28 protein-coding genes are annotated in these 22,950 nt (G+C 60.1%); 26 read left to right on the forward strand and 2 right to left on the reverse strand.

The window, feature by feature from the left end; genetic code table 11:
- Positions 1-2: 2 nt before the first annotated feature.
- The 26 genes from LCU97_RS25945 to LCU97_RS26070 all read left to right on the forward strand — a co-directional run bounded on the left by LCU97_RS25945 (position 3) and on the right by LCU97_RS26070 (position 21,393).
- Complete coding sequence (locus LCU97_RS25945; protein ID WP_232778132.1) at positions 3-1,382, forward strand: DUF4055 domain-containing protein; 1,380 nt, start codon at positions 3-5, stop codon at positions 1,380-1,382.
- On the forward strand, positions 1,382-2,455 hold the full coding sequence (locus LCU97_RS25950; RefSeq protein ID WP_232778133.1) for a phage head morphogenesis protein: 1,074 nt from the start codon (positions 1,382-1,384) through the stop codon (positions 2,453-2,455). Before LCU97_RS25945 ends, LCU97_RS25950 begins: the two co-directional genes overlap by 1 nt.
- A gap of 150 nt (positions 2,456-2,605) precedes the next feature.
- Positions 2,606-3,352, forward strand: a complete 747-nt coding sequence (locus LCU97_RS25955) for a DUF6651 domain-containing protein (protein ID WP_232778134.1) — start codon at positions 2,606-2,608, stop codon at positions 3,350-3,352.
- A 9-nt stretch (positions 3,353-3,361) separates the two neighbouring features.
- Positions 3,362-4,330 (forward strand): major capsid protein, encoded by a 969-nt coding sequence (locus LCU97_RS25960; RefSeq protein ID WP_232778135.1) that lies wholly within the window; start codon positions 3,362-3,364, stop codon positions 4,328-4,330.
- 40 nt (positions 4,331-4,370) lie between these two features.
- Positions 4,371-4,649 carry a hypothetical protein gene (locus LCU97_RS25965; RefSeq protein WP_232778136.1) on the forward strand — a complete coding sequence of 93 codons (279 nt, stop codon included), beginning with the start codon at positions 4,371-4,373 and terminating at the stop codon, positions 4,647-4,649.
- 6 nt (positions 4,650-4,655) lie between these two features.
- Positions 4,656-5,024, forward strand: a complete 369-nt coding sequence (locus LCU97_RS25970) for a hypothetical protein (RefSeq protein WP_232778137.1) — start codon at positions 4,656-4,658, stop codon at positions 5,022-5,024.
- A gap of 1 nt (position 5,025) precedes the next feature.
- A complete protein-coding gene (locus LCU97_RS25975) occupies positions 5,026-5,409 on the forward strand; it encodes a hypothetical protein (RefSeq protein ID WP_232778138.1) in 384 nt (127 codons plus the stop codon).
- 2 nt (positions 5,410-5,411) lie between these two features.
- The gene (locus LCU97_RS25980) at positions 5,412-5,855 is read left to right on the forward strand and encodes an HK97 gp10 family phage protein (protein WP_408636444.1); all 444 of its coding nucleotides are present in this window, start codon (positions 5,412-5,414) and stop codon (positions 5,853-5,855) included.
- The gene (locus LCU97_RS25985) at positions 5,852-6,268 is read left to right on the forward strand and encodes a DUF4128 domain-containing protein (protein ID WP_232778139.1); all 417 of its coding nucleotides are present in this window, start codon (positions 5,852-5,854) and stop codon (positions 6,266-6,268) included. The genes LCU97_RS25980 and LCU97_RS25985 overlap by 4 nt, the downstream gene beginning before the upstream one ends.
- Positions 6,269-6,337: 69 nt before the next feature.
- A complete protein-coding gene (locus tag LCU97_RS25990; protein WP_232778140.1) occupies positions 6,338-6,985 on the forward strand; it encodes a phage tail protein in 648 nt (215 codons plus the stop codon).
- A 9-nt stretch (positions 6,986-6,994) separates the two neighbouring features.
- Positions 6,995-7,378 (forward strand): phage tail assembly chaperone, encoded by a 384-nt coding sequence (locus LCU97_RS25995; protein WP_232778141.1) that lies wholly within the window; start codon positions 6,995-6,997, stop codon positions 7,376-7,378.
- Positions 7,379-7,425: 47 nt separating this feature from the next.
- A complete protein-coding gene (locus tag LCU97_RS26000) occupies positions 7,426-7,689 on the forward strand; it encodes a DUF1799 domain-containing protein (RefSeq protein ID WP_232778142.1) in 264 nt (87 codons plus the stop codon).
- A 22-nt stretch (positions 7,690-7,711) separates the two neighbouring features.
- Positions 7,712-10,546 carry a phage tail tape measure protein gene (locus LCU97_RS26005; RefSeq protein WP_232778143.1) on the forward strand — a complete coding sequence of 945 codons (2,835 nt, stop codon included), beginning with the start codon at positions 7,712-7,714 and terminating at the stop codon, positions 10,544-10,546.
- A complete protein-coding gene (locus LCU97_RS26010) occupies positions 10,546-10,884 on the forward strand; it encodes a phage tail protein (protein ID WP_232778144.1) in 339 nt (112 codons plus the stop codon). The genes LCU97_RS26005 and LCU97_RS26010 overlap by 1 nt, the downstream gene beginning before the upstream one ends.
- A 9-nt stretch (positions 10,885-10,893) precedes the next feature.
- The gene (locus tag LCU97_RS26015) at positions 10,894-11,643 is read left to right on the forward strand and encodes a phage minor tail protein L (RefSeq protein ID WP_232778145.1); all 750 of its coding nucleotides are present in this window, start codon (positions 10,894-10,896) and stop codon (positions 11,641-11,643) included.
- 2 nt (positions 11,644-11,645) lie between these two features.
- A complete protein-coding gene (locus tag LCU97_RS26020; RefSeq protein ID WP_232778146.1) occupies positions 11,646-12,401 on the forward strand; it encodes a C40 family peptidase in 756 nt (251 codons plus the stop codon).
- A gap of 91 nt (positions 12,402-12,492) precedes the next feature.
- Entirely contained in the window at positions 12,493-12,930 is a 438-nt protein-coding gene (locus tag LCU97_RS26025) for a superinfection immunity protein (protein WP_232778147.1), read from the forward strand.
- Positions 12,927-13,325: a DUF2846 domain-containing protein gene (locus tag LCU97_RS26030; protein ID WP_232778148.1), complete on the forward strand. Its 399-nt coding sequence runs from the start codon at positions 12,927-12,929 to the stop codon at positions 13,323-13,325. Before LCU97_RS26025 ends, LCU97_RS26030 begins: the two co-directional genes overlap by 4 nt.
- A gap of 44 nt (positions 13,326-13,369) precedes the next feature.
- Positions 13,370-13,960 carry a tail assembly protein gene (locus LCU97_RS26035; RefSeq protein WP_232778149.1) on the forward strand — a complete coding sequence of 197 codons (591 nt, stop codon included), beginning with the start codon at positions 13,370-13,372 and terminating at the stop codon, positions 13,958-13,960.
- Positions 13,961-14,017: 57 nt separating this feature from the next.
- Positions 14,018-17,572 (forward strand): phage tail protein, encoded by a 3,555-nt coding sequence (locus tag LCU97_RS26040; RefSeq protein WP_232778150.1) that lies wholly within the window; start codon positions 14,018-14,020, stop codon positions 17,570-17,572.
- Complete coding sequence (locus LCU97_RS26045; protein ID WP_232778151.1) at positions 17,569-17,892, forward strand: hypothetical protein; 324 nt, start codon at positions 17,569-17,571, stop codon at positions 17,890-17,892. The genes LCU97_RS26040 and LCU97_RS26045 overlap by 4 nt, the downstream gene beginning before the upstream one ends.
- Positions 17,892-18,566: a hypothetical protein gene (locus LCU97_RS26050; RefSeq protein ID WP_232778152.1), complete on the forward strand. Its 675-nt coding sequence runs from the start codon at positions 17,892-17,894 to the stop codon at positions 18,564-18,566. The genes LCU97_RS26045 and LCU97_RS26050 overlap by 1 nt, the downstream gene beginning before the upstream one ends.
- Positions 18,567-18,578: 12 nt before the next feature.
- Positions 18,579-19,685 (forward strand): phage tail protein, encoded by a 1,107-nt coding sequence (locus LCU97_RS26055; RefSeq protein ID WP_232778153.1) that lies wholly within the window; start codon positions 18,579-18,581, stop codon positions 19,683-19,685.
- Between the two features lie 386 nt (positions 19,686-20,071).
- On the forward strand, positions 20,072-20,401 hold the full coding sequence (locus tag LCU97_RS26060; protein ID WP_232778162.1) for a phage tail protein: 330 nt from the start codon (positions 20,072-20,074) through the stop codon (positions 20,399-20,401).
- A gap of 57 nt (positions 20,402-20,458) precedes the next feature.
- On the forward strand, positions 20,459-20,884 hold the full coding sequence (locus LCU97_RS26065) for a cell wall hydrolase (protein ID WP_232778154.1): 426 nt from the start codon (positions 20,459-20,461) through the stop codon (positions 20,882-20,884).
- On the forward strand, positions 20,881-21,393 hold the full coding sequence (locus tag LCU97_RS26070) for a lysis system i-spanin subunit Rz (RefSeq protein ID WP_232778155.1): 513 nt from the start codon (positions 20,881-20,883) through the stop codon (positions 21,391-21,393). Before LCU97_RS26065 ends, LCU97_RS26070 begins: the two co-directional genes overlap by 4 nt.
- Here the strand turns inward: LCU97_RS26070 and LCU97_RS26075 are convergent.
- Together LCU97_RS26075 and LCU97_RS26080 are read right to left on the reverse strand one after the other, a co-directional pair.
- Complete coding sequence (locus LCU97_RS26075; protein ID WP_232778156.1) at positions 21,371-22,066, reverse strand: SOS response-associated peptidase family protein; 696 nt, start codon at positions 22,064-22,066, stop codon at positions 21,371-21,373. The genes LCU97_RS26070 and LCU97_RS26075 overlap by 23 nt on opposite strands.
- Positions 22,067-22,115: 49 nt before the next feature.
- Positions 22,116-22,340: a hypothetical protein gene (locus tag LCU97_RS26080; protein ID WP_232778157.1), complete on the reverse strand. Its 225-nt coding sequence runs from the start codon at positions 22,338-22,340 to the stop codon at positions 22,116-22,118.
- Positions 22,341-22,950: the final 610 nt, after the last annotated feature.

Consider the following 22,950-nt stretch of genomic DNA (forward strand, 5'->3'; position numbering starts at 1 on the left):
CCATGAGCAATAACCCAAGCGACACGCTCCCGGCCGTTGACGCCATGCGCAAGTACTGGGACGTGATTACTCCGCTTATGGGTGGAACGATGGCGATGCGTGCGGCAGGCAAGAGCCTTCTACCCCAGTATCCAGCCGAGGCTGACGAGTCGTACAAGGAGCGCCTGAGGCTGTCCACGTTGTTGCCGGCCTACTCGGAGACCGTCGGCAACATGACCTCCAGGGTGTTTGCCGAGCCTTTGCAGGTCGGCGACGATGTTCCTGAGCAGCTCAAGGAAATGACCAAGGACATCGATCACGCCGGCAATGACCTGAACTCGTGGGCCGTCGAATTCTTCCGTGAGGGCCTGAGCCATGGCCTGTGCCATGCGTTCATCGATCACCCAAGGGTGGAAGGAGTGCGGACCCAGGCTGAGGAAGTCGCGGCTGGGGTTCGCCCGTACGCAGTTATGGTGAAGCCTGATCAGTTGCTGGGCTGGAGGTCGAAAGGCGGCCAGCTCACCATGGTTCGCTACATCGAAACCGTCGAGGAGGAGGACGGGGAGTTCGGCGCCAAGTGCGTCGATCAGATCCGCGTGCTTGAGCCTGGTTCCTGGCGCACGTACCGCATGGGCTCCAATGGCGGTGCCTGGGCGCTGCACGATGAAGGCACCAACAGTCTCAAGAAAATCTCCTGGGTGACGTTCTACACCGGTCGAACAGGCTTCATGACGGCAAAGCCGCCACTTCTGGAGCTGGCCCACCTCAACGTCAAGCATTGGCAGAGCCAGAGCGACCAGGACAACATCCTTCACGTCATCCGCGTGCCGATCCTGGTGCGCATCGGTGTGCAGGCCATGTTCGATAACCAGGGCAAGCCTGTGCCGCCTGAATTCAAGGTGGGTACCGGCGCACTGACTGACCTGCCAAAGGATGGCGACCTCAAGTACGTCGAGCACACCGGGGCGGCGGTAAAGGCGGGAAGGGAAGCGCTGCAGGACTTGCTCGACGAGATGCGCATGGCTGGTGCGAAGCTGCTCACGCCAGAAAAGAGCGCAACCAAGACCGCAACCCAGGCGGACGAGGAGGCAGCGCAGGAGTTGTCGCCGCTGGCAAGGATGGCAAACCACTTTGCTGACTGCCTGGCCCAGCTTCTTCAGTTCATGGCCGACTACCGTGGTCTTGGCGATGGCGGCACGGTCGAGATGCGAGGCAACTTCGACGTGGACTACATGCCTGAAGTGTCGCTGCCGACACTCGTTGCTATGGCGAATGCCGGGATGCTGTCCAAGGAAACCCTGTTCGCTGAGATGCAGCGCCGCGGCGTTGTCAGCGATGAGTACGAATGGGCCACGGAACTGGCGAAGATCGAAGCCCAAGGCCCCGCAATCGGTACCCTGTGATGAAGACCGCCAACGAGAAGCTACTCGACAAGCTGATCGGGCATGAGGTCGACCTGCAACACCTGAGCAACGCCCAGGTCGTGGCGATCATCAAGATCCTCAACAGCAAGGACGCCGAGCTGCGTGCGGCGCTGATCGAGGCAATCGACAACCTCGGCGCTAATCTGTCGGTGGCCTCAGTGGATGCGGCACTGTCCTCTGTGCTGCGCCTGAACCAGTCCACGTTCGTGGAAGTGCGCCAGGCATTAGACCAGGCCACCGACGGCTTGATCAGCTATGAGATTGCCTTCCAGCAGGGCGCGCTACAGGCTGTTATCCCTGTCGTCGTGCAGGAGGCCTTCCCGATTGCGGCGGCGCAGTTCAGCCAGGTCAAGGCGGTTGCCCAGGCCAGGCCATTCCAGGGACGCCTGCTCCGGGAGTGGATGGATGGCATTGAGGCGTCTCGCGCCGCCTTGGTTCGTGATGCTGTGCGTGCTGGCGTGGTCGAAGGGCGAACCACTGCCGAAATCGTCCGCAACATCATGGGTACCCGGGCGGAGAAGTACGCCGACGGCATCCTGCAGAAGTCGCGCCGGGAGATCGAGGCCGTTGTCCGGTCTGCTGTTTCAAGCACGGCTGAGGCTGCAAGCGACAAGGCCTACGAGGCGAACAGCGACATCATCAGCCACGTTGAGTGGATCAGCACTCTTGATACCCGCACCTCGACCACCTGCCGAATCCGGGATCGGCTGCCCTATACGCTTGGCACCTACTTGCCAATCGGGCACAAGATTCCCTGGCTGGCTGGCCCTGGGCGGATCCACTGGTGCTGCCGCTCGACCAAGCTGCCAATCCTCAAGAGCGCATCGAAGCTTGGATTCAGCGATGGCGCTACACGGGCCTCCATGGACGGCCAGGTGCCGCAGTCAACGACCTACGCCCAATGGCTGGGGAGGCAGTCAGCGGCACGCCAGGACGAGATCCTGGGCCCCGAGCGGGGAAAGTTGCTGAGGCAAGAGAAGCTCAAGCTCGACGACTTCTACAACGACAAAGGCAAGTTTCTGACGCTTGATGAGTTGAGGGAGCGGCTGTAATTCCCTGCGACACGAAATGCCGGCATTCGATTTTGTGCCGCAATCCAAGCCTCGCCAAGTGCGGGGCTTTTTTCTGCCTGCGGTTCGGATGGACGGGGCGACAAGGAGCCGGATGGCTCATCAACTGGCCGGATGGCCCAGAGAGACGAGATGAAACTGAAGACTGTTGAAGTGGATGGCAAGCAATACGCTGAGATCCAGGATGGCAAGCCTGTGTATGTCGAGGACGACGGCAAAGAAGTCGCCTTTGATGCCGTGGGCACTCGCAGCACCATCACCCGCCTGAACGCTGAGGCCAAGTCTCACCGCGAACGCGCCGATGGTTTCGAGAAGGTCGCTAAGGCCTTCGAGGGCATCGACGATGCCGCTGCCGCCAAGAAAGCCCTGGAAACCGTCGCCAACCTCGACGCCAAGAAGCTGGTGGATGCCGGTGAGATCGAGAAGGTGAAGGGCGAGATCAGCAAGGCCTTCCAGGCTCAACTGGATGAAGCCAATGGCAAGGCGCAGACACTCGAGCAGCAACTGTACTCCGAGAAGATCGGCGGCAGCTTCGCCCGCTCGCAGTTCATCGCCGAGAAGATGGCTATTCCGGCAGACATGGTTCAGGCAGCGTTCGGCAGCAACTTCAAGATCGAAGAAGGCAAGGTTGTCGCTTACGACGGCCAGGGCCAGAAGGTCTTCAGTCGTGCGCGCCCGGGCGAATTGGCCGACTTCAACGAAGCGCTTGAAACCCTCGTTTCGCAGTACCCCCATCGTGACCACATCCTCAAGAGCTCCGGCGCCAATGGCGGTGGCGCTCCCAATGGCGGTGGCCAGAACAAACCCATGAAGGGCAGCTTCGGCGGCTCCAAGGCTGAACGCCTGGAAGCCATCAAAGGCCTGACCGCAAGCGAATAAGGAGGCCCAATGGCCCTTTCGAACATGAAGGTATTCAACGAATACCTAAAGCGCACCACCATCGAGACCCTGGCGCAGGACGTTGAGAAATTCAACGCCGCTTCGGCAGGTTCCATCCGCCTGACCACTCAGGGCATTGACGGCGACTTCTTGCAAGAGTCGTTCTGGGCTGGCCTGCATGGCGCTCAGCGTCGTGTTGATCGGTATGCTGCCAACGGAAACCAGGCCGCAACCCCTCTGGCCCAAAAGCAGTATGACTCCGTGAAAATCGCGGGCGGCTTCGGCCCCATTCTGTGGGAGCCGGCTCAGCTGTCGTGGGTGCAGAAGAACCCGGAGGAAGCGCTGGAAGTAATCAGCCGCAACCTGTCCGAAGCCATCATGTCGGACCAACTGAACACAGCCATTGCCGCCCTGGTGGCCGCGATCGGTAACCAGCCGTCCGCCACCAACGATGTTTCGGCTACCGCTGGCGTGAGCTACATCGCCATTAACAACGCCCATGCACTGTTTGGTGATGCATCGCAACGCTTGGTTGCCCAGGTCATGACCGGCGCGATGTACCACAAACTGCTGGGCCAGAACCTGGCCAACGCCGAAAAGCTGTTCACCTTCAGCGGTGTGCAGGTGGTCGACATCCTCGGCAAGGCGGTGATCATCACCGACGCCGCGGCTCTGTACGAGGCCGGCACGCCGAACAAGCAGAAGGTGCTGAGCCTGGCCGACGGTGCGGCGGTCGTGATGGATGGATCCGACCTGATCACCAACATCGAGACCTCCAACGGCAAGGAGCGTATCGAAACCACCATGCAGGCCGACTACACCTTCGGCCTCGGTCTCAAGGGTTACACCTGGGACACCGCCAACGGCGGCAAGTCGCCGACCAGCGCCGAGCTGGCCACCGGCACCAACTGGGATCTGGTTGCGAACAGCATCAAGGCCTCGGCTGGCGTTCTCACCATCGGCGACGCAGCCCAGTAATCAATAGCGCCCTTCGGGGCGCATTCCCAGGAGAAGGGTAATGTCCGAGAAAATCGTTTACGAGAAACACCCGGTAACTGCTGAACGCAAGGCTGAACTGCGCCAGAAGGGCTACAAGATCATCGACGCCAGGTTCGCGCCGGAGGACTACAAGCACCCGGAACCAATGAAGAAGGGGGCTTCGGGTGGTGACAAGCCGTCCAAGGGCCTGCGGGTCGAAGAGATCAAGGTGAAGCTGACCGAGAAAGGCATCCCGTTCGATGATAACGCCGAGCGTCCAGCCCTTGCCGAACTGCTCGACAAATCGGCTCAGGAGTAAAGCCCCGTGACGACTTACATCAGTGTTGAGCAGGTGGATGCCTTGCTGGGTGCCAACTGGACCACGGAAGACAAGAAGCCGCGCGCAGTGCTGATGGCGAACACCTGGCTTACTAATCTCGGTCTGCCAGAGTTCGACCCAGTGCCGGACGATGTTGTTCAGGCGGGCGCCGAGGTTGCCATGGAGGCGGCGGCCGGCAGGATCTACGGCTCGAAGGAAACAGGCGTGACGGAGAAGTCCGTGAGTGCCGACGGCGTGTCTAGCAGCAAGTCGTTCGCCGAATCATCCCGGACCATCAGTGCCGGCGAATCGTTCGCCCTGGCGCTGCTGTCCCATTACCTTGGCTCGGGCCAGGTCAAAGTCGTGAGGGGCTGATATGGGACTGCGCGACGATCTACAGCGGGATCTGGTGGAAGCCTTTGATACCGACCTGGCCGATGCTGTGAGCCCTGTTGTTGGCATGCGCAAGGTTCAGGGTGAGTACGACCCGGACTCAGGCACGACGCCGGAAGTCATCACGACCTACGCCGGGCGCGGCGTGTTTGGCAGATACCTCGCCAAAGAGATCGATGGATCACTGATCCAGACCTCTGACGAAAAACTCACCGCCCTACAGAACGAGCTTTTCGTCACGCTGCTGGGTGAGCCCACCGAAATCCAGGCCATCCCTGAAATCGGCGACGTCATCGGCGGTAAGCGCGCAATTAACGTCAGCCAGGACCCTGCCAAAGCTACCTGGACAGTTCAATTGAGGAAATAGCCATGCCGCGCGGATCGCACATGACGGGGCGCTACGGCGGCAGGAGTGGAAGTTTCGAGTTGCAACTGGCTGAGTTTGCTGCGCAGGCGAAAGGCGCTATCGACGCGAGTCTGCGAGAAATCATCATTGAGCTTGGCGGGTCACTGATCCGGATGTCACCCGTTGATACGGGGCGATTCCGTGGAAATTGGCAGTTCAGCATCGCAGCGCCCGCCGGCGGCACCCTTGATGTGATAGATCCCACCGGGGCAGAGGCAACGGCGCGCCTTGTTGGCGAATCAATTGAGTTTCGCGCCGGAGCCACGGCTTTCATCGTTAACAACCTTCCGTATGCAATTCCGCTCGAGTACGGACACTCCGATCAAGCCCCGGGCGGGATGGTGCGCATCACCCAGGCCCGCTTCCAGCAAATCGTGCTGGAGGCCATCAGGAACAACCAGGTATGAGCCACAAGATCATTCGCTCCCTGCTGGAGGCTCGCCTCAAGGCCTGGGCGGCGGCCCGAACGCCTGCGCTGCGCATCGCCTACCAGAACGTGCCATTCACTCCGAACAGCGGTGAAACGTACCTTAGGGCTTTTCTGCTCCCCGCCGGGACCGACAGCAACGACCTGGCCGGCGCGCACCGGCTCTACACCGGACTGTTTCAAATCACCATTGTGACGCCGGCCGGCAATGGTCCTGCCGGCGCAGAGACGATCGCCGACGAGCTCGCCGTGCTGTACCCCCTTAACTATCGACTGACTCGCGACGGGCTGACGGCCCTTGTGATGACCCCGGTTGAGCCCGGGCCCGAACAGGCAGAAGACACGTCATTCACCTTGCCAGTGTCGTTTCAGTACCGAGCCGATACCAACTAATCCGCCCATTGGGCAAACCCAGAACCCGCCTTTGAGCGGGTTTTGTCATTTCTGCATAGAGGAATCCCCATGGCCGTAAAATTGCCAAACGGTGCGACGTTCGAGCACGCCGCCACCTACGCCGCCGCACTTCCTGTCACCGCAACATCCAACGCATCTGAAGCCATCTGCACCGTTTCCGGTGCGACCTTGGTGGCCGGGGATATCGTGCTGTGCACCTCGACCTGGACGGCTCTGAACAATAGAGTCGTTCGCGTGAAGGCGGCAACTGCCACCGCAATCACTCTGGAATCGATCGACACCACGGATACCACCGTTTACCCGGCCGGCTCCGGTGTGGGCAGTCTCAAGAAGGTCCTGACCTGGGTGCAGATCCCGCAGGTGACCGACTTTGCATCGGCCGGTGGCGAGCAAAACTACACCGACGTCGCGTTCCTCGAAGCCCAGCAAGGCTTCCAGATTCCGACCGACAAGTCTGCCGCCAGCATGACCATCACCGTCGCCGATGACCCGACCCTTCCATACGTGCCGGTAGTCACTGCTGCCGATGCGGCTCGTACCGTCCAGGCTGCGCGCCTCAACCTTCCTGGCGTCGACAAGATCTACTACGGGGTCTACACGTCGTTCTCGAAGCAGCCGGTGATCTCTCGCAACAACGTGATGACCAAAACGGTTTCGTTGGCTCAGCAAGCAGACCCAACCCGCTACACGTCGTAAGGAAACCACATGGCCAGTTTCAAGATCGCGCAAAACGCTACGTTCAAAGCCCAGGTCGAGATTCCTCGCGTTGGGCTCGACCCGGTCGCAGTGGAAGTCGAGTTCAAGTACCGCAACCGCAAAGACCTGTCCGCCTACTACGACAAGTGGAACGCGGAACGCGATGCGGCAGCCCGTGAAGCCATGAAGGACGGCGCAACCTGGGAGGCGGCAACCGCTGCTCAGATCGCGCTGGAGGTAGCCCAGCTCAAGGAAATTCTGGTCGGCTGGGATTTCGAGGAGGCATACAGCGATGAAAGCCTGCTCGAACTGGTTTCCGGCTTCCAGGGCGCTCCTGCTGCGCTACTCGAGGCATACCAGAAGGCCTACACGGTTGCTCGCCGGGGAAACTGATAGCCGCGGCGCGAAGCCTGTACGAGCCTAGCGCCACAGCCGAAGACATGGCGAAGCTTGGCCTGACGCTGGCAGACATTGCAGAGGACGATGTGGAGATTTGGCCGGACAACTGGCCCGTCTTCCGCCTCTTCAACGCCCTGTCCACCCAGTGGCGCACCGGTACCGCCGGCGCTACAGGGCTGGACTACTCCGTCATCCGCGAAGTAGCAGTGCTCATCGGCATCAAGAAGCGGCAAATCCCCGAACTATTTCCTGACCTTCAAGTAATGGAGGCCGAAGCGCTCGCTGTCATGGCCGAGATGAAGTGAAAAACATTGTCAGGAGAATGGCATGACACAAGACATTGCCAGCCTTGGGATCAAGGTCGAAACCGGCGACGTTGCCAAAGCGTCAACTGAGCTTGAAAGCCTGACCCAGGCCGGTGCCAAGGCTGAGAAGGCCACGGAGAGCCTTTCCACTGAGACCAAGAAGGCTGGCGCATCCATCAAGGCCATGGCGGCCGAGACGAAAGCAGCGGAAGCGGCCGCGGCCAAGCTTGAAAAGCAAACGAATGCCACCGGGATCTCCGCCAAGCAGACAGCCAACGCGTTGCGCGGTGTGCCTGCTCAGGTTACTGACATTGTCACCAGCTTGCAGGGCGGCCAGGCCCCGCTGACCGTGCTGCTCCAGCAGGGCGGCCAGTTGAAAGACATGTTCGGCGGCATCGCGCCGGCGGCTCGGGCGCTTGGCGGATATGTTGCAGGGCTGGTCAACCCCTTCACCCTGGCAGCGGCTGCAGCGGCAGCGCTGGGCCTGGCCTACTTCAAGGGCAGCGAAGAGGCCCCAGCGTATAGCAAGGCTCTGACCCTCACAGGGAACGCCGCCGGCACCAGTGGTGATCAGCTCGCCTACCTGGCTCAGCAAGTGTCTGCCACCATTGGGACGACCGGTGCCGCCGCCGAGGTCCTGGCCAAGCTGGCAGGGAATGGCAGGATCGCCGGGGAAAGCTTCGGTGAGATCTCCACTGCTGCACTTGAGATGGAGAAGGTCACCGGCAAGGCGATTGATGAGACGATCGCTGAGTTTGCCAAGATCGCCAAGGACCCGGTCGCCGCTGCGAAAGAGCTCAACGACCAGTACAACTTCCTCACCGCCTCGGCCTATTCGCAGATCGTTGCGCTGAAGGAGCAGGGCGACACCATCGGCGCGGCCAAGCTGCTGACCGATACCTATGCAGATACCATCAAGACCAGGACTGCGGACGTCACCGCCAACCTTGGGCTGATCGAAAGAGCCTGGAACAAGGTGAAGTCCGCCGCCTCTGGTGCGCTTGATGCGACCCTTGATGTGGGGCGCACACAGAGCATGGGCGAACAGCTTGCTGAAGCCAGGGCAAAGCTGGACGATCTTGAGCGCAAAACCGGTGGGAACAGTATTGTTTCCAGAAGCGGCGCAGTTGCACAGGAAAGAGAGCTGCTGAAAAGCACCATCGAAGCTCTTACAAATCAGCTTCAAACCCAGCAGAACATTGGCAAAGCCCAAAAGAACTACAACGACATCCAGCGCGAAGGCATCGATGCCGCCGCCAAGCTGAAGGCCATCAGCGACTCCAACCTCACCAACGAGGAAAAGCGCAACAAGCTGATCAAGGAGTACAAGCGGGATGTCGAGGCGCTGCGCAAGGCAGACCCCAACAGTCCGCTGATCCAGGCCGATGTCGTCGCCAAGAACATCCAGAACATCAAGGACAAGAACAAGGACCCGGCCGGGAAGGCCAATCAGCTCAACCTGAGCGGATACAACGACGCCCAGAATGCGCTCAAGGATCTGCTGGCCACCTACTCGAATTCCGAGAAAGAGCTTGAGGCCCAGCAGAAGGCCGGGCTCATCACCCAGCAGAGCTACATCGATCAGCGCACTGCGCTGATTCGGGCCGAGCGAGAAGAGGTGACCGGTGCCTACCAGGCCGAGATTGCCGCGCTCGAAGCAGTCAAGGAAAAAACCGGCACGACTGGGCAGCAGCGCATCGAACTGGATCAGAAGATCGCCGACGCGCGCACCAACATGGTCAAGGCGCAAAAAGATGCCGACAGCCAGCTGGAAGTGCTCGCCACCAACGAGGAAGGCCGCCTCAAGAAGCAAACGCTCGCCATCCAAACCTATACCAGCGCGCTCCAGCAGCAAGTCATCACTCTGCGCCAACAAGGTCAGCGGGAGGCGGCGAGCCTGGGCATGGGTGACCGCCAAAGGAACTTGCAGAGCCAGCTCAACGGCATTGACGACAAAGCCAATGCCCAGCGCATCGACTTGGCAAACCAGTACGGCGACGGCTCCCGTGGCATGAGCCTCGACGAATACAACGCCAAGCTCCAGGCAATCGCGAAGAGCCAGAAGGACTTGCGCGACACAGTCACGCTCAATTTCGACGACATGACAGAGGCCCAGGGCAGCTGGACCGCCGGCGCGTCATCGGCATGGCAGAACTACCTGGAGTCGGCGCGGGACGTTGCGGGCCAAACTCGAAGCCTCTTCACCAATGCCTTCAGCTCAATGGAGGACGCGGTAGCAAACTTCGCCATCAGCGGGAAATTCTCGTTTGCCAGTTTCACCAAGTCGATCCTGGCAGACATGGCGCGAATTGCGACCAGGCAGGCCAGCTCTGCGTTGCTGAACAGTCTGTTTGGCGCAGGGCTGAATTACCTGTCTGGCGGTGGATCCGCCTCGGTTGGCTCAACCCAGGCTGGGTATTCCGGTGACCTGTCCGGTTTCACCCCTGGAAGTATCCAGGCCAACGGCGGGGCCTGGTCGGGCGGGGTGCAGATGTTCGCCAATGGCGGCGCCTTCACCAACTCCATCGTCAGCAAGCCGACAGCGTTCGGTATGGCTGGCGGGCAAACTGGTGTGATGGGCGAGGCTGGGCCGGAGGCGATCATGCCGCTTACCCGCACGGCCGGCGGTCAATTGGGCGTGCGAGCACTCGCCGGAGGAAGCGGTGGCGGGAACGTGTACAACTTCCCGGTTGCTGTATCGGTCCAGACCAGTGGCGCCGGCGGCACAACCCAGGAGGATACAACCCAATTGGGCAAAGGCATCCAGCAAGCTGCCAAGGCTGAAGCAGAAACCGCAATTGCCAGAGGCTTGCAGCCAGGCGGCGCCATCTGGCGCGTTATCAACGGGAGGGGCTGATGGCTATCGAAACGTTCACTTGGCCCACCCAGCGCGGCGACTCGCCCGAGATCACCTACCGGGTGCGGACCTCGCAGTTCGGGAACGGCTACAAGCAAACGGCGGCCGACGGGCCGAACAACAAGGAAGACTCCTATCCGATAACGGTCATCGGCCAGAAGGCCGTGGCGCTGGAGATCATGGGCTTTCTTGACCGGCACGCCGGCGCGAAGGCCTTCCTCTGGACGACGCCGCTCGGGGAGCTCGGTCTTTTCACCTGCGTCAACCCCGTGCCGACTCCAATCGGCGGTGGGGTTTACAAACTCACCGCCACATTCAACCGGGCTTTCCAGCCATAAGGGGCAACCATGCCGCTGATCAGTGACATCCAGGCCCTCGAGCCTGGCAGCGAAGTGCTGCTCTTCGAATTGGACGGCTCGGACTATGGCGCGGACGTGCTGCGCTTCCACGGGCACGCGATACCGCACACGGCGGCGGAGTTGATTGCCGCCGGTGTGGCTAACGATGAGCTGCCGGCCAAGTCCATTTGGTGGCAGGGCAACGAGTACGGCGCCTGGCCGGTGCAGGCTGATGGCTTCGAGGCGAATGGTGACGGCACGGCGGTTCGACCCACGCTGTCGGTTGGCAATGTGAACGGCCGGATCACAGCTCTGTGCCTTGCCTTCCAGGATCTTGCAGACTTCAAACTGACGATGCGTCACACACTGGGCACGTACCTCGACGCGGAGAACTTCACCAACGGCAACCCACAGGCCGACCCTACCCAGGAGACGATCGAGGTCTGGTACATCGACCAGAAGACGCACGAGGATGGGGAAACGGTGACCTGGGAGCTTGCCAGCCCGGGCGACGTGGGCGGCGAGTCCATTGGGCGCCAGGCCACGACGCTCTGCCACTGGTGCCTCACCGGCGGTTACCGCGGGCCGAACTGCGGCTACACCGGGCCCTACGTCACCAAGGATGGCGTAGTCACCGACAACCCTGAACTGGACGAATGCGATGCCACGCTGGGCCGCGGCTGCACTCCACGCTTCGGCGAGGGTAATCCGTTGCCACATGGCGGATTTCCCGCCGTGTCGCTGATCGCCCGGAGCTGACCATGCGCAAACACATCTTGAGCGCGATCCAGGCACACGCAGCGGCTGAGTATCCGAAGGAATGCTGCGGGCTTTTGCTGGCCGTGGGCCGAAAGCAGCAATACTACCCGTGCAAAAACACCGCGACCGAGCCGAACGAGGAGTTCCGCATCGATCCGGAGGAGTACGCCGCGGCTGAGGACTTGGGCGAGGTTATCGGAATCGTACACTCCCATCCGGACGCGACCAGCCGGCCGTCGCCGCGGGACTTGGCGATGTGCGAGGCCACGGAGCTGCCCTGGCACATCCTGAGCTGGCCGGAGGGTGACCTGCGGACGGTAGTACCCACGGGCGAGACGCCGCTGCTGAAGCGGCCATTTGTCCACGGCGCCTGGGACTGCTGGCAGGTCTGCGCCGACTGGTACAAGCGCGAGTGGGGGCTGGAGTTCGAAGCCTTCAAGCGCGCCGACGGCTGGTGGGAGAGCCAGGACAACACCAGCCTTTACGAAGCGAACTATGAGGCTGCAGGCTTCTACCGGGTCGACCAGCCGCAGCGCGGCGACATGATTGTGATGGAGGTAGGACGAACGGTGCACCCGAACCACGCCGGGATCTTCCTCGGTGCCGATCCGACGCTTCTCGGCGAGGACGCCGAGACGTTCGGCCCTGGGCCTTTCCTCCTGCATCACCTGTATGGCCGACCGAGCGAGATCATCGTTTTTGGTGGGCCTTGGTGGCAGAAAACTAGATTAATTTTGCGCCATCGGGATGCGAAGTGAGAAGGCCAGGAATTATGGCGCTTGCGATGGAAGATGGTAGCATCTTGTCATTAGTCGTGGGTTATCCGCGACCATTGAGCAAGGAGTTCAAATGTTTGTAGTCCGGCTATTGGTTTTGAGTTTTCTCTCCTTTTTCAGCTACTCCATGGGCATGGAGCGAGGGGAGCTTAATGCGTTTGGTAAATTGGTCGCAATCAGCGGGGTAGTGTTCGTTCCGGCACTTTACATGCTCCCTACCATCGAGGCGGCAATTCGTAAGAGCAACAATCTTCCAGCGATAGCCGCGGTGAACTTTTTCCTGGGTTGGAGCCTGATCGGATGGGTGACTGCTTTGGTGTGGGCATTCAAAAACCCTACGCCAGTTATTTTGACAGAAGCTACTCCGTATCCGGCTTATAAGATGAGCACCACCACAGATGTAAAGCCGAAAAAAGACTGCCCATTCTGTGGCGAAGAGATCTTAGCAGTGGCCGTGAAGTGCAAACACTGCGGCAGCGAGCTAACCGGAACCAGTGGAGGTGTTGCGTGAAGGCGGTGATTTTAGTTATAGCTGGCTCTTTGCTGGCAGGGTGTGCCACCTCTCCAGTTCCTTCCAGTGAAGCCGATCCAGTCCCGTCATCCAGGCTGTTTGCGCTTCAAGCCCCAGCGCAGGGTGATTCGACACTGATCGTCACCCGGGACAAAGGTTTTGTGGGTGGCGGCTGCAATACTACGTTGAGCATCGACGGCCGCAAAGCAGCAGAAATCGGTGCCGGTGAGACTGCGAAATTCCGTGTTGCTCCAGGCGAGCACATTGTTTCGGCTTCAGCCTGCGGGAGCGGCCTGAAAGAACGGGAAACAAACATCAAGGCCGGTAGCACGAAAAAATTCAGGATATCCATAGACTCAGCGATGAGCATGGACTTATCACCCACCATGCAGTGAGAAGAAGCCGCCTCCGGGCGGTTTTTTTACGACCGGAGAAAGCCATGGCGATAGCTTTCAGCAATAACCCAGCAATGACCACCATTCTTCTTTCTGGCCCGCTTATCAAGCTGTTCGGTCGGGTCCACTACCGCGAGCTGGGCAGCAGATCCGTTGGGGAAGCCTTCAAGGCGCTCAAGTGCACCCTGGACGGATTCGAGTCGGCAATCAGAGATCTTGAGCGGAAAGGGATGCGGTTCGCAATCTTCCGCAACCGCAAAAATGTTGCGGAAAAGGATTTTACCCTGGGCGGCGCGCAAGAGATCCGCATCGTGCCGGTAGTCTCTGGTAGCAAGCGTGCGGGCCTGCTCCAGACGATCATCGGCGCCGTCTTGATCGTTGCAGGAACCTATTTTGGACAGCCATGGGCTGTACAGCTTGGGGTCGGCCTCGCCGCCGGCGGCGTCATCCAGATGCTCAGTCCTCAGGCCTCAGGCCTCAAACAGAGTGCCGGTCCCGAGAACGCACCGTCCTACGCCTTCGGCAGCGCCAAGAACACCACGGCCAGCGGCAACCCTGTCCCAATCTGCATCGGTGAGCGCCGGTGGGGCGGGATGATCATTTCCGCCTCGATCTACGCCGAAGACAAAACGTAAACCGAACGCAGCAAGCAGGCCGCCCATGAGGCGGTTTTTTTTCGCCTGGAGGAAAGCATGGGCGCAGCACAGAAGATCGACATCCGCGGCGCAAAGGGCGGAAGCAAAAAGCCGAAGACGCCGATTGAGGCAAGCGACAACCTCCGCTCAACGAACATCGCCAAGCTGCTGATTGCGGTAGGTGAGGGTGAGTTTGAGGGCGTGCCGACGGACGCCGACATCTACCTGGACAACACACCGATCAAAGATGCGAGCGGCAACGTCAACTTCCCGAACGTCAAATGGGAATGGCGCTCCGGCTCGGTGGATCAGACCTATATCCCCGGCATCCCCTCGGTCGAGAACGAGACATCGCTGAACATCGAGCTGCGCAGCGATGCGCCTTGGGTGCGCTCCGTCACGAACATCCAGCTTTCTGCCGTGCGCATTCGGTTCGCCTGGCCGGTGCTCCAGCGCCAGGACGACCAGGGCAACATTGGCGGCTATCGCATTGAGTACGCGGTCGACGTGGCTACTGACGGCGGCGCGTATCAGCAGGTGCTGACCGATGCCGTGGATGGGAAGACCACCACCCGTTACGAACGCTCCCGGCGCATCGACTTGCCGGAAGCAACCATCGGCTGGCAGATCCGCGTGCGTCGCATCACGCCGAACCAGAACAGTAACCGTGTCGCCGACACCATGCTGATCGCCGGCTTCACCGAAGTCATCGACGCGAAGCTGCGTTACCCGAACACCGCGCTTCTGTACATCGAATTCGACGCCGAGCAGTTCACCAACATCCCGGCCGTCACTGTGAAGTGCAAAGCCAGGAAGTGGCAGGTCCCGAGCAACTACGACCCGATCAGTCGGACCTATACCGGCACCTGGGACGGCAGTATGAAGCAGGCCTGGACCAATAACCCGGCCTGGATCACCTATGGCATCTGCACTGAGGACCGTTTCGGCCTCGGCAAGCGCATCAAACCGTGGATGGTCGACAAGTGGGAGCTGTACCGGATCGCCCAATACTGCGATCAACTGGTACCGGATGGCCTGGGCGGAACCGAGCCGCGCTTCCTCTGCGACATGAACCTGCAGGGCAAGGCAGACGCCTGGACGCTGCTGAGGGACATTTCCGGTATCTATCGTGGCATGACCTACTGGGCCCAGGGCCAGTTGATCATGCAGGCGGACATGCCGCGTGCCCAGGACTTCGACTACGTGTTCACCCGGGCGAACGTCATCGACGGGAAGTTCTCGTACGGCAGCGCCTCGGCCAAGACTCGGTACACCCGGTGCCTGGTCAGCTACGACAACCCGGCGAACAACTACGACACCGACGTCATTCCGTTTGCTGATCTGGATCTCCAGCGCCGCTATGGCGACCGCCCAACCGAGGTGAGCGCCATCGGCTGCACCAGGGCGTCCGAGGCCCAACGCCGCGGCAAGTGGGTGATCCTCAGCAACAACCTGGACCGGACTGTTACGTTCAAGACTGGGATGGAGGGTGTAATCCCGCTCCCTGGACACATCATCCCCGTGGCTGACTCGCTGCTGGCTGGCCGGGAGATTGGCGGACGGATATCTGCCGTGGCAGGTCGGGTGATCACGCTCGACCGCGACACCCAGGCCAAGGCAGGCGACCGGCTGATCATCAACCTTCCGGGCGGACGCGCCGAAGGCCGCACCGTGCAGAGCGTGGCCGGGCGAGCCGTGACCGTGACGGTAGCCTACAGCGAGGCGCCGCGGGCGCAGCTTCAGTGGGCGCTCGACGCTGACGACTTGGCGATTCCGCTTTACCGCGTGCTCCGGACCAAGCGCACGACCGAAGGGGATTTTGAGATCTCCGCTCTGCAGTACGAGCCGAGCAAGTTCGCCCACATCGATACCGGCGCCCGCCTGGAAGAGCGGCCGATCAGTGTTATTCCGATCACTGTCGTTCCTCCGCCGGCCAGCGTTGCCCTGACAGCGACCTCGGTTGTTTCTCAAGGCATCGCCGTTGCGACAATGACCATCACCTGGCCTGCCGTGCCAGGGGCTGTGGCCTATGACGTGGAGTGGCGCAAAGACAGCGGCAATTGGGTCAAGGTGCCGCGCACCGGTTCGACTGGCGTGGACGTGGTCGGCATCTATGCCGGCGCCTACGTGGCTCGGGTGCGTGCAGTGAGCGCCTTCGACATCTCTTCGATCTGGCGCAATTCCGTGCTCACAGAGTTGAAGGGCAAGGAAGGCCTGCCGCCGGCGGTGTCGTTCCTGACAGCTACCTCACTGCTGTTCGGCATCGGCCTGAAGTGGGGATTCCCTGCTGGCGCCGAGGACACCCAGCGGACCGAGATCTGGTACGGGCCCACCAACGTCCTGGACAACGCCACGAAGCTGGCAGACCTGGCGTATCCCCAGAGCGACTACAGCATGCAGAGCCTGCTGGCGGGGGCGACGTTCTTCTTCTGGGCGCGGCTGGTGGACAGAACCGGGAACATCGGACCCTGGTACCCAGTCGGCAACGGTGTCCTGGGCCAGGCCAGCTCTGAGGCAGGTCCAATTCTGGACATCATCGAGGGGCAGATCACCGAGACGGAACTCGGGCAACACCTGCGGGATGAGATCGAGAAAATCCCAGGACTCCAAGCCCAGATCGACGCGTTCGACGGCTTGTCTGCCTACAAGCCTGATCAGGTCTACGAGCAGGGCAAGATGGTGGTCGAGGATGACCGTATCTATCAGGCGAAAGTCCAGGTTCCGATCAACACGCCGCCGCCAAACGCCACTTATTGGCTGGACGTAGGCCAGTCGGTTCAGACGGCCAACGGCCTTGCGCAGCAGGTGGCGACCAACACCGTAGACATCACGGAACTCGAAGCCACGGCCACCTCTTTCGAAGCGCTGCGAGCTTCCTGGCGCGATGACGACGGGGAGGGCGATCTGTCTGACGCTATCAAAGGGTGGACCAGCACGGCAGCTATTGCGTCGGAAAGCAGCGTCCGAGCTTCAGAGAGTGAGGCGACGGCGCGCAGGCTGACCACCTTCGATGCCCAAATCGATGAGAACGCTGCGAACCTGACCACGCTTGAGCAGGTGGTCGCGACGAACGAGTCAGCCACGGCCACGAAAATCGACCAGTTGACTGCGACGGTGGGACAGAACACTGCAGCGATCCAACAGACCTCCACGGCTTACGCTGACACGAGCGGCAAGCTGAACACGATGTGGTCGGTGAAGATGCAACTCACCGCCGACGGGAAGTATGTCGCCGCCGGCATTGGCCTCGGTATCGAGAACACGGCGACCGGGCTCCAGAGTCAGTTTCTGGTCAGTGCCGATCGGTTCGCCATCGTGAACACCATCTCCGGCGGGGCCATATCGGTTCCGTTCGCCGTTCAAGGCGGCCAGGTGTTCATGAACTCCGCTTTCATCCAGGACGGCAGCATCACGATGCTGAAGATCGGCCAAGCCTTGCAGTCGGACAACTACGTTGCTGGTGTGCAGGGCTGGCGCCTGGATAAGGCGGGGAATTTGGAGTTCAACGGCCCGGCCCCTGGCGGCGGTCGCCTGACCATGACTAATCGCGCAATCAAGGTATACGACGAAAATGGTGTGAAGCGGGTTCAGCTCGGAGATCTATCAGCATGAGTTATGGGTTGGAAATCCGGGATGAAAACGGCAACGTCACCCTCGATCCATCTTCCTTCACGATGCGGGTCGTATACAGCGCAGTAGTCACGGGGTCGAATTCAATATCCTATCAAACAATATCGGTGCCTGGAATTACTCCGTCCAATGGCACCGCCTTTGTGGTGCCAATAGGGAACTACAACGATGCGGTGGATATGCAACTGGAAACTGAAGTCATAAACAACGCTGTCAGGGTGTATAGCTATATTCGAGGCAGGGAAGAATATAGCAACAAGACCGGCATCACCATGCGGCTGATTGTTATAAGGTACTCATAATGTCGTTCGGATTGGAGTTTACGAATAACAGCAACGTCGTGACGGTTGATTCCGAGTTCTCGCGGCTTGTTGTGTTGGCGAAAGGAACGTATGTACCGACCGAAGAGTGGGGCTTGGGATCAGTTACGACTTTCCCTAGAACGATAACGAGCCAAGAACCACCCCTGGTCTTCATTCGTCCTTCGGGAAGTAGCGGCATTGCTGGGTTATGCCAGATGCGGGTGATTGGTTCCCCAGGAGCATGGACGGGGTTTTATGTCAGGGCTTACGACGTCAATACGTTGCAACCCAATGGCTCGTACTTCGCCTGTGGCTTCGCTGCGACCGCTCTGGCTGATTATGGAATGAGGTTGTGGGATGGAAACTCCAAACTGCTGTTTGATAGTGGAACGCCTTATGCCCGTTTTACCCGAGCATTTCAGAACTGGACGTATGTTAGATCCGATCATACGTCGAACGGGACGCCCAGGAATTACTATCGAGTAGCGTTCGATTTTCCTGCGGGTGAGTACATGCTGATAAACAGCTTTAGCATGCCGATGCTTGATAACGATAACCAGAGTCGAATGCTCTATTGCTGGTGGGACTTCTCCGGTAACAATCTGTATGCGCTGACAGTAGGCCCGTTCAATCCAACCGTACTTTACCTTCCTGCCGTTTTTGCAAAACTTTAAGGACACTTTCCTATGCCCTGGTACAAAGCGGGGACGGTTTCCGTCGCCCTGAATTCCAATGCCGTCACGGGCGTTGGTACCGCGTTTATTGTGAACTGCCGGGTCGGGGATGCGTTTCGTGGCCCCGATGGCCGTTGGTACGAAGTCACCAACGCCCCGAGCAATACCTCGCTTTCCATCGATCCTCCGTATCAGGGGCCGACAGTCTCTGGCGGTACTTACGCACTGGCGCCGATGCAGGGCTACGTGAAGGATTCTGCCGATGCGCTACGGGCAATCGTAAACACCTATGGCGCGAAGCTCGCCGCACTGGGGACCACCGGCAACTACGACATCCTGCCGGTGAGCAAGGGTGGTACAGGTGGGAACACCATCTCTGATGCACAGGCTGGCCTGGGGCTGGTTCCCCAAACCACCACCAATGATGCGACTGGCGGGCGCTTGATGCTCAATGGCGCCCATGGCTGGGGCAGCTCTATCACGTTGCCGGTGATGCCTACGCTGCTGACCCATCTTCCAACGGGGGTCTATCGAGGGGTAGGTGGGACCACTGCTGGCTCCCCCTTCAGCACTGCGTCCGGCTTCATGGCGTACGCCAAGCGTTATTCCACAAACGATACTTTTTACACAATCTCCGCCACCTCGGTCGGACGAGTGTTCGAAGGGTGGTACACCACCGGCGCGGCGTCGATTGATTGGTTCGAGATTTACACGACCAATAACTCCGTGGGGGCGGTATCGCAAACTGGCGGGATACCAACCGGGGCACTGCTTCAGCGGGGCACCACCACCACGGGCACGTTCTCTAAATATGCCTGCGGTACGCTGATCTGTTCGGGGTGGTCGACGACGGCGGCTACTGCTAGCGCTGCTGCTGGTGGCGTTTTTATCGGTTCCGGATTTACCAACTTCACCTTCCCGCATGCGTTCAGCTCACCTCCGGCATGTAGCGATGCTTCACGATTTCAAATCTCGGGAGGTGCTGGTGCAGGCAACAGTCGAGGGTGGGGCACGATTGGCGTGGTGACGGCTACAACGGTGTCGCACATCGTTTACGGCCATGCGTCGACCTCATCGATGTATCCGGGTTATGTGGCCCATGGGAGGTGGTACGAATGAGGATTGATCTGATGCCCCAGGTCGGTGCCGCTCCATTCACGGTAGTGAAAAGCGGAGACACGCTGACCATAAATAACGAACTGTTCGACCTGTCACCCATTGGGGAAGGAGACACCCTGCCACACGGATCCATCGACTCGGTTTGGTTCGCCGGGGACATCACCCGCCAGGGAGGGGAGCTGAACATCAAACTCCTGTTTCCGATCCCCTCGAACTACAGCCAGGAACAGGCGTTTCCCAATCCGCTGTGGAGTGTTGCCGATGGCCTGTTGGTTTTTCCGCCCCCGAAGATGCCCGCCGGCGAACTGTACATACCGCCCAAGCCTGATCCGGATGCTGTGATCGTCGAAGTCACCATCGATTGGACGAAGTTGATCACCAAGGCCATGAAGGAATCCGCTTTGCTGGACCAGCAGTTCAAGGAGGTGAAGACGGAACTTGCCGAGAAGAACGTTGCAGCGATGGCTCAGATCACTCGTATCCAGGATCGCATCGACACCCTGGGTTATGGCATCGAAATCGGGGAGGCGACTCCTGAGGAGGAAGCTGAGCAAGTCGCCCTGGCCGCACCGCTGAAAGCCTGGAAGACGTACAAATATGCGCTGGGCAAGGTGACAAGCCAGCCTGGCTGGTTCGAGTTTCCGGTCTGGCCGACGGAGCCGCCGGTACCGGATATCGCAGCCGCACCGATGTTGGCCTCCACCGAAACCATGTAATCCGCCCAACACCGCAACCCGCCATCGAGCGGGATTTTTTTTGCCTGGAGAAAAGTTATGACTGTTTCCGAAAGGGACCGCGACATCCTTGCCCGCACGCTGTGGGCCGAAGCAAGAGGCGAGGGCTTGGCCGGGCAGATTGCCGTGGCCTGGACCATCCGCAACCGCGTGGAAGATGGCAAGACCAAGTCCTGGTGGGGGGAGGGCTATGCCGGCGTCTGCCTGAAACCGTACCAGTTCAGTTGCTGGAATCAGAATGATCCGAACTATCCGTTCCTGAGCGGCGCCAAGCCGATCCCGCCGAAGCAGATCGCCCAGGCGCAGCGGGCGGCGGATCTGGTTATCTCCGGCGCCGAGCCTGACATCACGAAGGGCGCGACTCACTACTACGCGACAACGATGCCGAAGCCACCGGCCTGGGCCGCCAAAGCCACGCAGACCCTGCGCCTGGGTAATCACATCTTTTTCAAGGATGTGCCATGAACCCCGTGGCCGTGAAGGCCTGGGTCGTTGGCGTGCTGGTACTTGTGCTGCTGGCGGTCGGCGCGACCTGGAAGGTCCAGGACTGGCGCTATGGAGAACGGTTGGCGGAGCAGGCCCGCCTGCACCAGTCCGACCTGGCTCAAATCAGCAGTGCGGCAGCGTCACAGGCCCGGACGGAGCAGGACAAGCGCCTGGCCCTAGAGCAGCGGCTGTCGGCAAGCGAACAAACCCATTTCAAGGAACTGAGCGATGCTCAAACCAATCAGGCTCGCTTGCGCGATCGCCTTGCCACTGCTGATTTGCGGCTGTCAGTCCTCCTCGAGGATTCAGCCAGTTGCAGCCCATTGTCTACCACCCCCGGCGCCAGCGGCGTGGTTCATGGAAAGGCAAGAGCCCAACTTGACCCAGCGCATGCTCAACGAATTATCGGCATCACCAACGAAGGCGACCGGGGGCTGATTGCGTTGGCGGCGTGCCAGGCGTATGTCAGAGGATTGAATCAGCAATAGGCCTGATCAGCTCCGGCCCCTGGTTCCTCACGTTGCCAACGGCGCGGTCCACCTTGAACCACTCGAAGGCCTCGGCCGGCTCGCCCTGGTGGAGAGCTATCTGTTCGGCGCGCTCCTTGGGCGTGGTCGGGTCGAGCCATTCCCGAGCGAGGTCGGGATTCAGCACGACAGGCCGCCGGTCGTGGATGTCGATCATGCCGCCCTGGCTGTCGGCGGTGATGATGACGAAGCCGTCGTGCTCGAGCGGTTCCCGGTTACCGGTGGGAAACTGGCCGATAGCTGCGCAGAAAATAGGCGCATGATCCCGCCGGCGGATCAGGTACGGTTGCTTCTTCGGTCCGCCTTCATCTACCCACTCGAACCAGTTGTTGATTGGCGTAATGGCCCGGTTCGGCCAGATCGCCCGGTAGAAGGGGCCGTGGGCGACTTTCTCAACTCTGGCGTTGATCGGCGGCGGGCGATCTTTGGCCCAGTGCGGTCGCCAGCCCCAGCGCACCAGGTCGGCGTGTAGCACTTCGCCTTCCTGGTGGAATAGGGCGAGCTGGCTCGATGGCGCGCAGTTGTACCGCTCCAGCGGTTGGTCATCCAGGGTACCGACATAGGCCCCGGGCCACATGGCTAGCACCGCAACGAAGTCATGGATACCGGTGTACTGCGATAGCCGTCCGCACATCGTCAAAGCTCTCCCGGGGTATCCAAAACTGTCTTCCTGGTTGGGCAGCTCATCTCCAGGCCAGTTCCTCCAGCGCAAACCAGTAGGAGGCGTTTGCCATCTCATCCATCTCCAGCTTGTCCATCCAGTCAATAAGCTCGCTCGCGACCATGGCGCTGCTTTGCTCGTGCAATAGCGACCGGTACAAGTCTGGGTTACGGTTTCGAAGGTCATGGTTGGCAAGAGCGCTGCGCCACTGAGTCGTCTCGGCGCAATCGGGTAATTCAGGAAACATATCGGGCTTTTTCTAAACTGTGGTTATGTACAGTATCCCGAAAAGTTATCCCAAGCCTGCGGTGCCGACGGGAGGCAGGTTGCCGCCCATCGGCCTGGACTTGAGGATGACGCTATCGCGGCTCGATACTGTATTTTTGTACAGTTGTGAGCCGATCCATGTATTTCTTAATCACTCGACGCCGCAAGCTGGGCGTAGCCATCCCAAAGGATCAGCTGAGGAGTGCTGAGACGTTTCGAGGCGACATAGTCATAAGTGAGTCGCTGGAGCCAGACTTAGGCAGGGCAGCGGTGGTGGCGCAGATTTTCAAGTCAGGCCCTGGCCCTGACGTCATCCCCCCGTTGCTCGATGTGAAGATCACGGGGATGGCCCATAGCGGGATGAACCTGACCGGGGTTGAGAAGATTGGAGACGCCTACTATGCGCAGTCGTGGTGGTGCCGTGTTGAATGAGGGGATTGGTGTTCGGTCGGCAGGACGCCGGAGAGGCCCCAAAAGGGCGTGGGGACTTTTTCGGGGATTCGCTATTTACCGTTCAGCTCCGTTGGGCACCGTTTGCAGCGAGCGCCAGAGGAAGAACCAGCAAATGCTGGGCTTTTAACCCATTTTCA

The sequence above is a fragment of the Pseudomonas uvaldensis genome (genome assembly GCF_021271205.1).
GTDB classification, from domain to species: Bacteria; Pseudomonadota; Gammaproteobacteria; order Pseudomonadales; family Pseudomonadaceae; genus Aquipseudomonas; species Aquipseudomonas uvaldensis.